The sequence below is a fragment of the uncultured Gimesia sp. genome, assembly GCF_937910335.1.
Classification (GTDB): Bacteria; Planctomycetota; Planctomycetia; order Planctomycetales; family Planctomycetaceae; genus Gimesia.
On record NZ_CALEMX010000333.1, the window covers coordinates 1 to 13,429 of the forward strand.

10 protein-coding genes are annotated in these 13,429 nt (G+C 49.7%); 3 read left to right on the forward strand and 7 right to left on the reverse strand.

From position 1 onward, the window contains the following. From Q0668_RS13250 to Q0668_RS13260, 3 genes are all read right to left on the reverse strand, one after another. Nucleotides 1-567: sulfatase-like hydrolase/transferase (locus Q0668_RS13250; protein ID WP_298865432.1), on the reverse strand; the 567-nt coding region annotated here is incomplete at its 3' end. Nucleotides 568-625: 58 nt separating this feature from the next. Continuing rightward, nucleotides 626-2,050, reverse strand: a complete 1,425-nt coding sequence (locus Q0668_RS13255; RefSeq protein ID WP_298865434.1) for a sulfatase-like hydrolase/transferase — start codon at nt 2,048-2,050, stop codon at nt 626-628. A 109-nt stretch (nt 2,051-2,159) separates the two neighbouring features. Further along, the gene (locus tag Q0668_RS13260) at nt 2,160-3,155 is read right to left on the reverse strand and encodes a TIM barrel protein (RefSeq protein WP_298865436.1); all 996 of its coding nucleotides are present in this window, start codon (nt 3,153-3,155) and stop codon (nt 2,160-2,162) included. Nucleotides 3,156-3,290: 135 nt separating this feature from the next. Here Q0668_RS13260 and Q0668_RS13265 point away from each other — a divergent pair, with 135 nt between their 5' ends. After that, the gene (locus tag Q0668_RS13265; protein ID WP_298865438.1) at nt 3,291-4,589 is read left to right on the forward strand and encodes a class I SAM-dependent RNA methyltransferase; all 1,299 of its coding nucleotides are present in this window, start codon (nt 3,291-3,293) and stop codon (nt 4,587-4,589) included. 18 nt (nt 4,590-4,607) lie between these two features. On the opposite strand, the gene Q0668_RS13270 is transcribed toward Q0668_RS13265, so the two are convergent. From Q0668_RS13270 to Q0668_RS13280, 3 genes are all read right to left on the reverse strand, one after another. Then, complete coding sequence (locus Q0668_RS13270) at nt 4,608-6,689, reverse strand: ATP-dependent helicase (RefSeq protein WP_298865440.1); 2,082 nt, start codon at nt 6,687-6,689, stop codon at nt 4,608-4,610. A 134-nt stretch (nt 6,690-6,823) separates the two neighbouring features. After that, nucleotides 6,824-9,376, reverse strand: coding sequence for a DUF1080 domain-containing protein (locus Q0668_RS13275; protein ID WP_298865442.1), 2,553 nt, complete (start codon nt 9,374-9,376; stop codon nt 6,824-6,826). Between the two features lie 74 nt (nt 9,377-9,450). After that, nucleotides 9,451-10,743 (reverse strand): Gfo/Idh/MocA family oxidoreductase, encoded by a 1,293-nt coding sequence (locus tag Q0668_RS13280; protein WP_298865444.1) that lies wholly within the window; start codon nt 10,741-10,743, stop codon nt 9,451-9,453. Between the two features lie 363 nt (nt 10,744-11,106). On the opposite strand from Q0668_RS13280, the gene Q0668_RS13285 reads away from it, so the two are divergent. Then, the gene (locus tag Q0668_RS13285; RefSeq protein WP_298865446.1) at nt 11,107-11,655 is read left to right on the forward strand and encodes a pyridoxamine 5'-phosphate oxidase family protein; all 549 of its coding nucleotides are present in this window, start codon (nt 11,107-11,109) and stop codon (nt 11,653-11,655) included. Then, nucleotides 11,652-12,212, forward strand: coding sequence for a hypothetical protein (locus Q0668_RS13290; protein WP_298865448.1), 561 nt, complete (start codon nt 11,652-11,654; stop codon nt 12,210-12,212). The genes Q0668_RS13285 and Q0668_RS13290 overlap by 4 nt, the downstream gene beginning before the upstream one ends. A 2-nt stretch (nt 12,213-12,214) precedes the next feature. On the opposite strand, the gene Q0668_RS13295 is transcribed toward Q0668_RS13290, so the two are convergent. Continuing rightward, nucleotides 12,215-13,429 (reverse strand): redoxin domain-containing protein (locus tag Q0668_RS13295; RefSeq protein ID WP_298865450.1); only part of this gene is annotated, 1,215 nt, incomplete at its 5' end.

Sequence of the window (13,429 nt, forward strand, 5' to 3'; positions counted from 1 at the left end):
TGGTGATTCGATTTGCTTGTTACCGAAAGTCATTCCCCGCGGCTGCTCGGGATAAAAGAATCGAGTGGCTCCCGAAAGGGACCCGAAATACTGTTGAAAGCCACGTTGCAGTGGCCAGCGGTCCCTTGCGTTAAAGCCCAGGTGCCATTTTCCCGACATGTACGTGGAGTAATCGGCTTCCTTTAATACTTCAGCAATTGTGACACACTTTCGATTCAGGTAACCCTGATAGGCGGGCGGTTTTGTCTCACCTCTCGTATTGCCGGGTGGGTTTGTCATCCAGCCGATACCCGTTTGATGAGGATGTAAGCCCGTCATTAACGTGGCCCGCGTGGGACAACAGCGACCCGAATTATAAAACTGTGAAAATTTCACTCCTCCCGAGGCCAGTGCATCAATATGTGGCGTTTCAATTTCACCGCCATAACAGCCGATGTCGGAAAACCCCATGTCATCGACCATGATCAGAATGATATTCGGGCGTGACACTTCGAACGCTTTGAGGTTGTCCGCGACAAGCAGAGTCAGAAATAACGTCAAACAAAAAAACGGTTTCAAAAAAGACATGCCGGGCTTTCTGGAAATGGGAACGCGGCTTCAGATTGAAGTCGAATAATGGCGGTGCTTACTTTTTATAATCTTGTCCCTGGTTGCTCTGCTCACATGATTTCATCCAGCGTTCCAATTCCGTTTTGAACTGTGCCACCATTGCGAGATGCGCTTGGGAAAGGTCGTTCGTTTCACCCGGATCATTGAGCAGGTCGTATAATTGAACTCCCGATTTCTTTTTCGTGCGGAGTAACTTATAGCGATCGGTCATCCAGGCTGCATTTTTCTGGTATTGAAAACCAATCGGTTGCCGGCGGTATTTGAGCTTGTTTTCAAAAACGGGCCAGAGATTGATTCCGTCCACGGGCCGATCAGTGGGAGCGGACAGACCAACTGCAGCCAAAATCGTCGGAAGATAATCACTGGTCACCATCGGAAAACTGGTTTCAGTACCGGGACGAATTTTGGCTGGCCACTCCAGCAGCGCGGGCACGCGAATACCTCCCTCAAGTAAATCGCGTTTACGTCCGCGAAACGGGCCGGCAGAACCGGGGGCACTCGCGTTTCCTTCCGGGCCATTGTCGGAACAGAACCAGAGCATCGTATTCTTATCAGCCTTGAGTTGCTTCAAGTGCGCCCGCAATCGTCCTACCTGTTCATCCATGGCAGTGATGCAACCATAGTAATTACTGTGATAGAGATCAAATTTAGAATACATTTCCCGATGGCGGGGTCCCGCGACGACAGGCAGATGAGGCGTGTGAAACCAGATCACGCAGAATAGCGGTTCTTTTTGTTTAACCGACTGTTCGATGAAAGGGAGCGCACGATCCATGATGATTCTCGAATCGTCGCCGCGTAAGTTATCTTTAACAATTTCGCCTGCTTCATTCCAGTAAAACGAGCCATAAGGTTTTGTAGGGCTGCCTTCCTCAATCGCTGCCCAGCCTCTGCTGGGTGCTTTACCCGTTGGTTTGAGCATGGGGTCCCAAGTGGGGACTTTCGCTTCGGTGGAAAAACAGACTTCAAATCCGTTCCGCCAGGGTGGTGAAAAGTGTTTACTGTTTTTAGGACCACCTCGATTCGAATCGCGAACGGTTTTGGTAAGAGTGCCCAGATGCCATTTTCCGAAATGCCCCGTTCGATAACCACTGCTCTTTAGCGTTTCCGCCAGTGTGAGTTCCCGCTCTTTCATATGTCCGGCATTCGCATTGACGATACCATAACGAAAGGGGTTGCGCCCCGTCAGGCAACTGCCCCGTGTGGGACTGCAGACTGGTGCGCCGGCGTAAAAGCGTTTCAGGTTCACACCCGCGCGGGCCATTTCATCCAGATGTGGCGTCTTGATAATTTGATTGCCGTTAAAGCCGGTATCTCCCCAGCCTAAGTCATCACACATGATTAATATCACGTTCGGTTTTTCAGCCGCCGGTACCTCAAACGAAAACATGCCGGCGATCAAACAGACCAGTGCAGAAATCAATTTGCGGTACATAAACATCGTCCCATTCTGAGCGGAATGGCGCTAGCCACCGTTTTTAAAACAGGACTGATATCATAACTGACGACTAGCGCCATGCCGCTCAGTTGCTTTATAAATTTGTTCTACATTACCGCCACAGCGAGCGAAAATATTTGGCATCGATGGCCGTTTGCGCCAGGCATTCCTGGGTGGAAAGTTCTTTCCAGCTATGGCGCCCTTTATATTCGCTGTGCAATGAAAACGTTCCTTCGTATCCCAGCTCGCGCAGGGCAGCAACGTATTGTGGGATCGGAGAAATTCCATCCGCCACGGGAACCGTTTTGACTTCCCATTTCTGATGACCTTTTTTATCGCGTCCTTCGCCGCGTTCCCAGGCAAAGTTTTTGACAGCACACAAGGCAATCCAGGGAGCCAGCAAATCAAGACCCTGCCGCCAACCATCGCCACTGCCTTCTTTGACCATATGCAACATATCAACATAGGCGCCCACTTCTTGAGGCGAATAATCCTGAATCAACTGGTACAACTGCGTTCCATGCGAGGGCAGAAAATTATTGGAATGCACGTGCACGCAAGGCAGCACTTTATATTTTTGCGCCAGCTTAGCGACCTTACCGATCTGTCTGGTCGTTTCTTTCAACTGCATCGCCAGCGTGCCAAACTTTTTGTAACGATAGTAGCCGATTTTGACGCGGTCGATGCCTTGTTCTTGTGCGGTCGCTAGAATGCGTTCTGCATTTTTATCGGGCTCGTCGATCATCGTTGTCAGGAAGAGAATTTTCACGCCCGCTGCTTTGGCTGCTGCACACGCTTGCGGCAGTTCTTTTTCCACGTTTTCGGGCAGGATATGGCCTTTCGGGCGGACGGTTAAATCGAGACCATCCAGGCCGATCGATTTATACGCCCGGCAAACTTCGGGAATCGGCATGTCTTGAAAGCTTTTGGTAAAGGCACCCAACTGGTAACCGCTAGCCGGTTTCGCTTCTTTTCCTACACCTGCCTGTAGGGTGTTTTGTGAGTGTAAACTGCCCGCGACTGCCGTGCCTGCTATTACATTCAGAGAGGCCTGTTTGAGAAAATCGCGACGAGGGAGCCGATTATGAGGGGGAAGTTCATTCCGCATGGTGAAAACCTTCTCTATGATCAGTTGTTTGGTAGAATTCGCGTTGAGTGTCTATATAGTAGTATGATCTTTCATCACCCCTTTTTCTACCGGATTTGTTTGTTTTACTGAAATCTTAAGAGATACCCGTCTACCATGTCCGAGCCACTTACACTTGTTGCGACCTCTGCCTTTGGTCTGGAAGCTGTGGTTTCGCGCGAATTAAAACAGTTGGGATATGAAGATCAGTCGATCGAAAATGGGCGCGTGACTTTTCAAGGTGATTTGAACGCGATCTGCCGTTGCAATCTCTGGCTCCGCAGTGCGGACCGGGTATTGCTTAGTCTGGGCGAATTTACAGCCCTTGATTTTGATGATTTGTTTGATGAGACCCGCGACCTTGAATGGGAGCGCTGGCTGCCTCCCTCAGCGAAGTTCCCGGTCAGAGCGTCTGCCGTCCGTTCAAAAATTAACAGCCCGAAAAACTCGCAGAAGATGGTAAAGAAAGCCATTGCCGAGCGATTAAAGGACCATTACATCAAAGACTGGTTTCCGGAAGATGGTCCGCTCTATTCAGTCAACGCTTCGATATTGAAAGACCGTGTCTCGATTTGTGTCGATACAACAGGCCCCAGCCTACATAAACGCGGCTATCGCAAGTTGACCGCCGGTGCACAACTGAAAGAGACTTTGGCGGCAGGATTGATCCAGTTGAGCTATTGGAATCGGGAACGACCTTTTATCGACCCCTGTTGTGGTTCAGGAACTATTCCCATCGAGGCGGCTTTGATCGGCACAAACACGGCGCCCGGCATCAATCGAGGATTCGCTTCGGAAGGCTGGCAACAACTTCCACCCGAACTATGGGAGGATGCACGCGAAGAGGCCCGCGATCTGATGCGGAATGACATCGATTATCGGTTGCAGGCATACGACATTGACCCTGCCATGATTGGGATGGCCCGCTATCATGCACGCGAGTCAGGTATGGAAGATTTCATTCATTTTCAGGAACAGCCGCTTTCTGAAATGAGTACACCCCGCAAGTATGGCTGTCTGATCACAAACCCACCGTACGGCGAACGCCTGGGAGAAAAATCAGACGCCGAAGAAATTTATCGCGAAATGAAACGCGTGTTCGAGCCATTGGAGTATTGGTCAATTTATGTGCTAACCTCGCATACTGGATTTGAACGGATCATCGGAAATAAAGCCCGCCGTCGCAAATTGTATAACGGCGGTATCGAATGTGTGTACTATCAGTTTCCAGGCCCGCCACCTCCACGCAAAAAAACGCCCTGGCAGGCAGCAGCAAGTTCAAGCAAAGAACCGGCTAGCGAAAACATGGCTGACGAAAAACCTGCTGACGAAAAACCTGCTGACGAAAAACCTGCTGACGAAGTTTCTTCCGACGAACCGATTACCGACGAAGCGATTACTGACGAAGAAGAGTGAACCGCAAGGCATGCTAATTCAGGCGGTCCACATATCGCGGATATTCTTGCGAATGTCTTCCGCCGTCGTTTCGATTTCCGCATCTTGCGGTGTATCCAGATTGTCTGCGGTGAAGGCAGGACGTCGCTGGAACAGGGGAATGGTCTTCGAAGAAACAAACCGCGTCAGTTGGGCATAACTGTGTGCCTGGTTCCAGCGGCGGTTCTGAAAATATTGACGATGCGGAAAACAGACATAGAGCCAGTTCTTTGCTCGTGTTAAAGCGACGTAAAACAGGCGACGTTCTTCATCGATTTCGTCGTTACTCTCCAAAGACATTTCAGAAGGAATGCTGCCATCAGCCGCCTGCAGCACATAGACGGCATCCCATTCCAGGCCTTTCGATGAATGAATAGTGCTTAAGACCAGAAAATCATCATCGTCCTGGCTGGAAGAGGCAGAGACATCCTGCGTGGAACTAGGTGGATCAAGGGTGATCTCTTCCAGAAAACTCATGCGGCTGCTGAAACGGCTGGCGACTTGTTCCAGTTGTTCCAGATCGCGTTGGCGGGTCGTCGCATTATCATACTGCTGATCCAGCAAGGGTGCATAAAACGTCCGCACCTGATGGACTTCCGCAGAGATGCCCCGTTTTTCGGACTGAGGTGACGTGAGGTTTTTCATCAACCGTATAAACAAAGGCCAATGTTCAGCCGTTGCTGTGGGCGGTTTGAAATCAGACCAGACATCAAACCGAAACTGGGATTCCGCCAGCAGATTGATGAGCTGCTGTGCTTTCTTTTGACCGATGCCTGGCAACAGTGTCAGCACGCGCAAACCAGAGACGGCATCACGGGGGTTTTCTGCCAATCTTAAATACGCCATCAAGTCTTTGACGTGTGCGGTTTCGATAAACTTTAAACCACCATATTTATGATAAGCAATATTGCGCCGTGCCAGTTCGACTTCGAGAGCCAGACTATGATTCGAAGCACGAAATAGAACCGCCTGCTTCTGCAGGGGAATGCCGGCTTCCCGATGTTCCAGCACCTGCTGGACTACAAAGTCGGCCTGCTCGTTGTTATCACTACAGTCGATGATGTAGGGTGCTTCACCTGTAATTTTAGAAGACCAGAGGTTTTTCTCATGCCGTTCGTGTGCTTCATCAATGATCTGATTCGTTGCCTGCAAAATCGGCTGGGTGCTGCGGTAGTTTTCTTCCAGCGTAACGACTGTGGTACCCGGGTATTCCTGAGGGAAATCCAGAATATTTCGCACGGTCGCCGCCCGGAAGGAATAGATGGACTGGGCATCATCGCCGACCACTGTCAGACCGTTACCATCTGGACATAGATTTTTCAGAATACCTGATTGCAGTATGTTCGTGTCCTGATACTCGTCAACTAGAACCGCTTCGAACTGCCCGCGTATCAGTTTACCGCCGGCGGGATCAGCGACCAGTGCATGCCAGAACAACAGCAGGTCATCGTAATCGAGGATGTTCTGTTTTTCCTTGCGATCGACGAACGTCTGGAACAGTTTTTTCAACTCGTCCACATGTTCCAGGCACCAGGGGTAATGGCGTTCCAGAATGGGTTCAATCTTCGAGCAGGTATTCATACAGCGACTGTAAATTTCCAGTAGCGTCCCTTTGCGGGGAAATTTCTTTCCGTTATTGCCCAGGTCCAGTTCGCTGCGAATGGAACTCATCAGGTCTTCGGCGTCGCTCCGATCGATAATCGTAAAGTCATCGGGTAAATTGATTGCCTGGCCATAACGCCTGAGAAGTCTGGCTGCCGTCGAATGGAAGGTACCGCCCCAGATACTGCGGGATCGTGCCGCCGAGGAGCGCTCGCGACCGTCACCCAACGCGCGCAGCAATGCATCGACACGACGTAGCATTTCGTTAGCGGCTCGTCGGGAGAATGTAAGTAATAAAATTCGGCTGGGATCGATGCCTTGAGAAATCAGATAAGCGACCCGATGTGAAAGTGTTGTCGTTTTTCCTGTACCGGCTCCGGCAATAATCAGCAGGGAACCGGAATCATGACAGGCGGCTGCCTGCTGCTCCGGATTGAGCTGTTTAAATAGTTCTTCAAGTTCTTCTGGGATTTCTGACATCCGTGCCTCGCCGAGGTCCTGAGAGGATTGCTGATTTGCCTATCCTCCATTTTCGCGGCGCAGACCATTATCGCAAGGGGCGGATATCAAAAATGTTGCTGAACGATAGTTTTTCCTCGGTTTCAGCGCGCTGTTCACAGCTCCCGCAGGCGTACATTGCGATAATGTGCCTGATTGATGAGGTTGCCGTGAATCTGTAAAGCAATGATCCCTTTCAGTGGAATCTGAGGATCCTCTTCGGTGAAGTCGACCGTTTGCACTCCATTAATCCAGATTTGAATTCGTGGGCCTGCACAACGGATACGATAACTGTTCCAGTCATTCATGCGAACAGGGATATCTCGCTGATCTTTCGGCGGACCTGCCAGGATTTTTTTGCGACGAGATTCATCGTACAGGCAGCCCCAGTAACCATGGCCCAGGTCGGCCTGATAACCGATGACTTCATGATGGTCGGGAATTTCAGCCGTCCGGATTTGCACACCGGCGTTGGTTTTCTCGCCGAGTAATTTGAATTCCAGTTTGAGTTCAAAATCGTCATACTCTTTGTTCGAGCGTAGAAATTCGTTGCGTTCGACCATCTTTTCCAAACTGCCAGCAACGATTTCTCCATTTTGGATTCTGAAGATCTTTTCGTTGCCATGCCAGCCGGTAAAAGATTTGCCATCAAACAGAGATTGGAACCCAAGGCCCTGTTCGTCCTGTTTCGCTTGCGTTTGAATACGAGCCTGTTGTTGCGCGGCCCGTTGTTTGAGATTTTCATTTGAAGTCGTGGCCACAACCTGCTGCAAGGCGTTCTGCAGTAAATCGGCGTCAATGGGCGTTCCTCGTTCCGCCCAGGAGACAATTGTGGCAGACGCGGGCACATTAAGTTGTTTGTCTTTGAGCAGGGAAGTTGTATAGTTCACAGCCAGTGGATTCGGATAGCGTCGCAAGACTTCGAAGACCAGTTTCTTTTCATCGTTTCGTTCTGCTACCGCCAGTGTATTGCGGCAGACTTCCAGGCGTTGTGCGGGTGTCATATTGAGCTGTCGCGCGACACGAATATAACCGCGGAGTGAGCGGATCTTGTATTTGCTGTTTTCCAAATTATTCGCAAGCTCTAATAAAGGTGGTGCGACATCAATGCTAACCCATTTTCCTAATAAATCGGTAGCGGTGTTCTGTAATGCGTCTTCATTCGAATGCGCTGCTGCAACCACGGTTTTCAGAGCGGTTGCACCTCCCAGCGCCGCCAGTTGATTCAGCAGGAGTTGCTTTTGCTCTATGGAAGCATCTTGCATTGCCGCTGCCAGCGTATTCGCCGTTTTTTCTAAAGGCAAGCGAGAACCGGCGGCTTTGAGCGCATCGCCGGTGGTAGGATCATTGGCAGATTTTAATGCGAGTGCAATTAATTGTGGAAGATCTGCTGAAGAAGTCGTGCCGCCAAGTGCTTTGATAGCAGCCTGTTTGACATCGGCGTTAGAATGTTGGGCTAATTTCAGCATGGCAGGAGTGGCAGAACTGATGCGGCATGCACCCGCCAGTTGAATACCTGCCAGTTGTTGTTGTAGTGTTTCGCTTTCAACCAGTTGGTTCGTGTTTGCGATAATAAATGCTTTGACTTTTTCCGAAGGTTGGTTGGAAGCCAGTTTTGCAATCACGGCTTGGGCTGCGGTCACGATTTCTAAGTGGTTCTGTTTTGCCTGACCAAACAGGTCTTTCAAAACCTGAAGTTGAGCATTTTCATTCAAAGTCGGAGCAAGTTCTCCCAGTGCATAAATCGCCTGCAGTTTGAGTGGCCCTGCACCTTTCGTTGCTGCTTCGCGAATCAGTGGCAGCGCTGTTGGATCGTGTGAGAGACTCAAGGCAGCGATGATCAGTGCCTTACGTTCGTCTGAAAGGGTTTTGTAAACGTCGATCAATGTGGGGGTCGAAATTTTGCCCAGATCGCGGGCTGCCTGCAAAGCAGAACGAAAACGCTGCAGGTTTTCTGTTTTGAGTTCTGTGGCTAAGAGGCCGAGTCCCGATTTGCCTTTGAGGACAATTGTCAGTTGAGTCGCTGCCAGTTTAATGTTTTTCGGTAGATTCGCCTGATTGACTGCTTGTGTCAGAGCGATCGCTGTTTTATTGTCTCCCTGTTTTGCCAGAGAGCGGGCACACATCAGGCATCCGAAGCCGACTTCGCGTTGTACTATGGCATCGCCTTTGCCAATCGCTGTCTGTAACGCTTTGGCTGCGGGTTTTGTACCAATTGACCCGAGAGCATGTGCGGCGGCGATCGCGACTTTCGCATTTTTGTCAGAGAGTAATGGTATAAGGTCTGCGGTGGCCTGGCTGTCTTTGCGCTTGCTGATCGAATTGATCACGCCAACCAGCTGATTGCCTTTGACATTTTTTAATGCTGTTCGCAAGGCAGCGCTGGCGGCTTTGCCGGGAATGTTTTCCAAAGCCGAGCGGGCATACGTGGCCAGTTTTTCATCACCCAGATATTTTGCAATGGATTCAACGGTCGACTGATCACCGATGGCAGCCAATCGACGGCACGCCATCGCTTTGGTGTAAGTGTCATTATTCGAATTGAGCACTTTTACCAGCCGCGAAGTTTCTTTGGTTGTGTCGATTTTATCAGCTGCATTTACAGATGCCGTGTTCATCCACAGGCAAGCTGAAAACAGGAGGGCAAAATAGAACTTAATAGCAGACATGAGCACAGATCCCTCAAGGGAAAGAAGTTGTAGTAAGGGTATTTAAAAATCAATTTGCAAATAGTCGAGACAGATCAAACGGTCCACGGCTCTCGCATGGCGCGGCTCCGCATACGGTTGGCTTCGTCATCGTTCACAAATTCTTCCGTAACGGGATCGAATTTTACTTTGCGTCCCAGTTTCCAGGCAATCGCCGCCGCATGACAGGCAATATGCGAGCGGGCCATTACATCTTCGTTGGCTGCTGGTTTAGATCGCGTTTTCACACAGTTAAAGAAATCACGCACATGGAATTTAGGCGACGTGCCGGGAATCGAACTGGGTGAAGGAAGAGATGCTCTCAGTTGATCCGAGGAAACAGCCGTCTGCCCGGAGTCACCGGTTTCGACCCAGCCTGCTTCGCCTTCGAATCGTACGGGGCAGGTTCCCAGACCCATCCAGCCATTTCGACGCATCACGAGTTTAATACCGTTTTCGTATTCGCATTCAATCACATTGTCATCGGGTACATCCTTGGGTTCATAAGTGACGGGCATCGTATGGTCTGCATCAAGGGCCCATTGGCAGATATCCAATGTATGAGCGCCCCAGTCAAGCAGCTTCGCGCCCGAATCAAAATCGTAATGGCCCCGCCAGGCTCCTTCGACATAAGCACGGTTGTAAGGTCGCCAGGGTGCAGGGCCGAGCCACATATTCCAGTCAATGACATTGGGGTCGGGCTCCGGTTGTGCAGGCAGCCAGTCATGGCGATCAATCAATTGATAGATCGATGAGTGCACGGTATGAATCTTTCCGAGCTGTCCCGTTTGAGCCAGTTTGGAAGCATGCGCAAAGTTCGATACGTTGCGACGCTGGGTACCCGCCTGGAAGACGCGGCCCGTGCGTTGAATTGTTTGTTGCAGCCTGCGGGCGAGTTCGATCGAAATCGCACACGGCTTTTCCGAATACACATCTTTGCCGGCTTCGGCTGCCATCATCGACGCGGTTGCGTGCCAGCGGTCGCCCGTGGCAATTAAGACGGCGTCGATATCATCGCGGGCCAATAGCTCGCGGAAATCGCGATAAGTGTCGCATTTGGTATCGCCGTTTTGTTTGTCGGCCATTGCCTTAACGGTTTTGCGTTGATCGGCGCGAACGTCGGCGATGGCGGCGAACCGCACGTCCGGTTGTTCGAGCATGTGACCCAGTACATAACCGCCACGTCTGCGAATGCCGATACCCCCCAAAATAATTCGTTCGCTGGGAGCAACCGTTCCATTCAGCCCCAGGGCGGTTCCGGGAATAATCGTGGGGACCGAGAATACGGTACTGGCGGCAGCCGCGGTTTTCATGAAGTTACGACGATTAAGAGTACTTTTGTTCGTCATCAAATTCTCCTCGTTAGCCATTTTAGAATGGAATCGTGTTTGTATATTTAAAACGATTTGGACCATTGCGGTAAAATCATCGTTTCCAATGTTTCATTTATTGTAATCTTATCGATCGTGCGCGTCTTGGATATTCACGGCGAAAATGTATAGATTTACCGCATTCTCTCTGCTAAAAACTCAGTTTACCGGCCTTGTTTTTACTGTGATACGTTGTTCGGACTTAGAGCCATAGCGGGCCTGATGTGTTTCTTGCTGTCGACTGGCGTTTCCTGAACCGATTTGGCCTCTGGATTGTCAGTCTGCTATGATTGCTGATTCAGTTATGATCTACCTCTTACTACGTATTAGAGAAGATAAATTATGGGACAACGCACGAGCGAATTATCAGAAAAACAAAGGGAATTCATCGCGGAACAAAAAATGTTTTTCGTGGGGACGGCGACGGCAGACAGTCGCATCAACGTTTCTCCCAAAGGCATGGATTCATTTCGCGTCTTGAATGCGAATCGCGTGATCTGGTTGAATGTGACTGGCAGCGGTAACGAAACTTCCTCGCATATTCAGGAAGATGGCAGGATGACAATTTTGTTCTGCGCGTTCACGGGCAAGCCCGTAATCTTACGGCTCTACGGTCAGTCACGTGTGATTCACCCCTACGATGCCGAGTGGGAATCTTTATTCGCCCACTTTCCCTCGATTCCCGGTGCACGGCAGGTATTTGATATGCGCGTCGAATTGGTGCAGACTTCGTGTGGCATGGGAGTCCCGTTTTACGATTATGTCGAAGAACGAGAGCAGCTCACCACCTGGGCCACCAAGCAGGGAGAAGAAGGCGTTCACAATTACTGGCGAGAAAAAAATCAGGTCAGTCTGGATGGAAAGCCAACGCATATTCTGGATGCTGAATGATGCCCAAAATGATTCCCGCGGGTTACATGGCGAAGCGAGTGGAGCGCAAGCCGGACTGGCTTAAGAACGATCAGGTAGAAGATGTTTTCTCAGTCAGTAACTGTATTTCAGATGACTTCGCGTATTTACCCGACTACTTTAAAAACAATGGATATTGGTTCTATGATTCACCGGAAATCATCAAGGCATTAGCAACAGAGCATGACCTTCACTTAGAGGGTACGAAGATGTTTTATTATGAAGTCTACGAATATCAGTGCTACGAAGATGATCCCGAATGGGAAAGCTTCGAACCATATGATTCGAGTATCACCAACGTGAAGACGCCTGCAAATAAAGTGCTTGAGGGATTCGATGTCGTATCGTTTTCACAGCATAACCCGCCAGAGTGTTCTTATTTATCCTGTAACGGTATGGCAGAAACAATCAAAGTGAATCGCCATTGCTTGATCGAAACATTTGAAGAAGCAAAATTATTACTATCACAATGTGCATTTAAAGACTGCGAGCCAGGGCCGTGTCGCATCTTTGCCGTTTACTCAGTGCCCGATTGTTGATGTTAAAAAACGTCTAAGATAAACCCGGGTCGATTCAGACTTCGAGGCAGCAGGCGCTGTGCTTCTTTCAGGACAAACTTCGGGTCCATAAAGGGTTCGTAGCTGATGTCCTGCCACAAGACTTTCCCGGCGCCATCAATAATAAAAGTACCATGCAGAGGCTGTTTTTCGAAATCGTCGTAGGCGTGAAATGCTTTGAAGACATCGAGTTTGTCATTGGAAAACAGGGGGATTGGCAGATCGCCTTTATCGTAATTTTTGATGGATGTTTTCAAGCCGTCAATTTTGTCAGTGCTGATCGCCATGAGAGGGAAACCTGCTTTTTCAAACTCCTGCACCATGGGGGCAAATGCCTGCAGCTGTTCTGCACAATGCAGGCAACTGGAGCCGAGATAAAAAATCAGCACATGTGGCTTGCCCCGAAATTCGTCTGAGCTGCGCATTTTGCCTGTGGCGTCTTTGAGTTGCCAGGAGGGAGCCGGGGAAGGTTTCCAGCGAAATGGGCCTAATGTTTTCAAGTCAGGCCGGTCTCCCACATCAGTGGCAGCGACTTTTTTGCTACGCCAATCTGTTTTGAATCCCAATTCTTTGGCGATCGGAGCCAGACGCTGGAAGAGGGGGGTATTGAGGTCGATTGAAGCAGAGATTATTTTCAGCTTTTCAAATTCTTTTTTCGCAGCCTCTTTTTTATCTGCCTGCCATAATAATTCGACCAGTGCTGCTTGAGGTTGCACTTCGTTTTTGTGTGAACCAATCAGCTTTCGCAATGCTTTTTCTGCTTTGTCTCGTTCTCCGGACCGGGCTAACACAGAAATCAGATAGACCTCATCCACGCCGCCCGCTTTTTTTAACAGTTCATAACCGCTTTTGAATTCTCCCTTTGCAACAGCCTGATGACCTTTTAAAGCATTGAGGGGGCGTTCCAGTTTTTTGATTTTCGCGACGAAAGGTTTACCGGCTTTTTCGATTGCAGCTTTAAGAGACTTGTCAGCCTGCGTTGCTTTGCTGGCTTTAGAATCGTTTGGTTTTCGAGCGAGAATGGGTTCTGTTATTTGAGTTGCTCTGGCTTTGTCTTCCGCCTGTTTTTTGTCTGCCTGCAATGCATTGAATCGTTTTTGCAATTTTGCCAGTAGGGCATCACCTGCTTTGATCTTCTTTGATTGATAATAGGCGAGGCCAAGATAACGCAAACGTGTAAGCTGTTCATCTTCAACCTC

Excerpts from the sequence above, each read along its gene's own strand:
- Q0668_RS13255 (WP_298865434.1), bottom strand. The coding sequence starts at position 2,050 with ATGTTTATGTACCGCAAATTGATTTCTGCACTGGTCTGTTTGATCGCC.
- Q0668_RS13260 (WP_298865436.1), bottom strand. The coding sequence starts at position 3,155 with ATGCGGAATGAACTTCCCCCTCATAATCGGCTCCCTCGTCGCGATTTT.
- Q0668_RS13265 (WP_298865438.1), top strand. The coding sequence starts at position 3,291 with ATGTCCGAGCCACTTACACTTGTTGCGACCTCTGCCTTTGGTCTGGAA.
- Q0668_RS13270 (WP_298865440.1), bottom strand. The coding sequence starts at position 6,689 with ATGTCAGAAATCCCAGAAGAACTTGAAGAACTATTTAAACAGCTCAAT.
- Q0668_RS13275 (WP_298865442.1), bottom strand. The coding sequence starts at position 9,376 with ATGTCTGCTATTAAGTTCTATTTTGCCCTCCTGTTTTCAGCTTGCCTG.
- Q0668_RS13280 (WP_298865444.1), bottom strand. The coding sequence starts at position 10,743 with ATGACGAACAAAAGTACTCTTAATCGTCGTAACTTCATGAAAACCGCG.
- Q0668_RS13285 (WP_298865446.1), top strand. The coding sequence starts at position 11,107 with ATGGGACAACGCACGAGCGAATTATCAGAAAAACAAAGGGAATTCATC.
- Q0668_RS13290 (WP_298865448.1), top strand. The coding sequence starts at position 11,652 with ATGATGCCCAAAATGATTCCCGCGGGTTACATGGCGAAGCGAGTGGAG.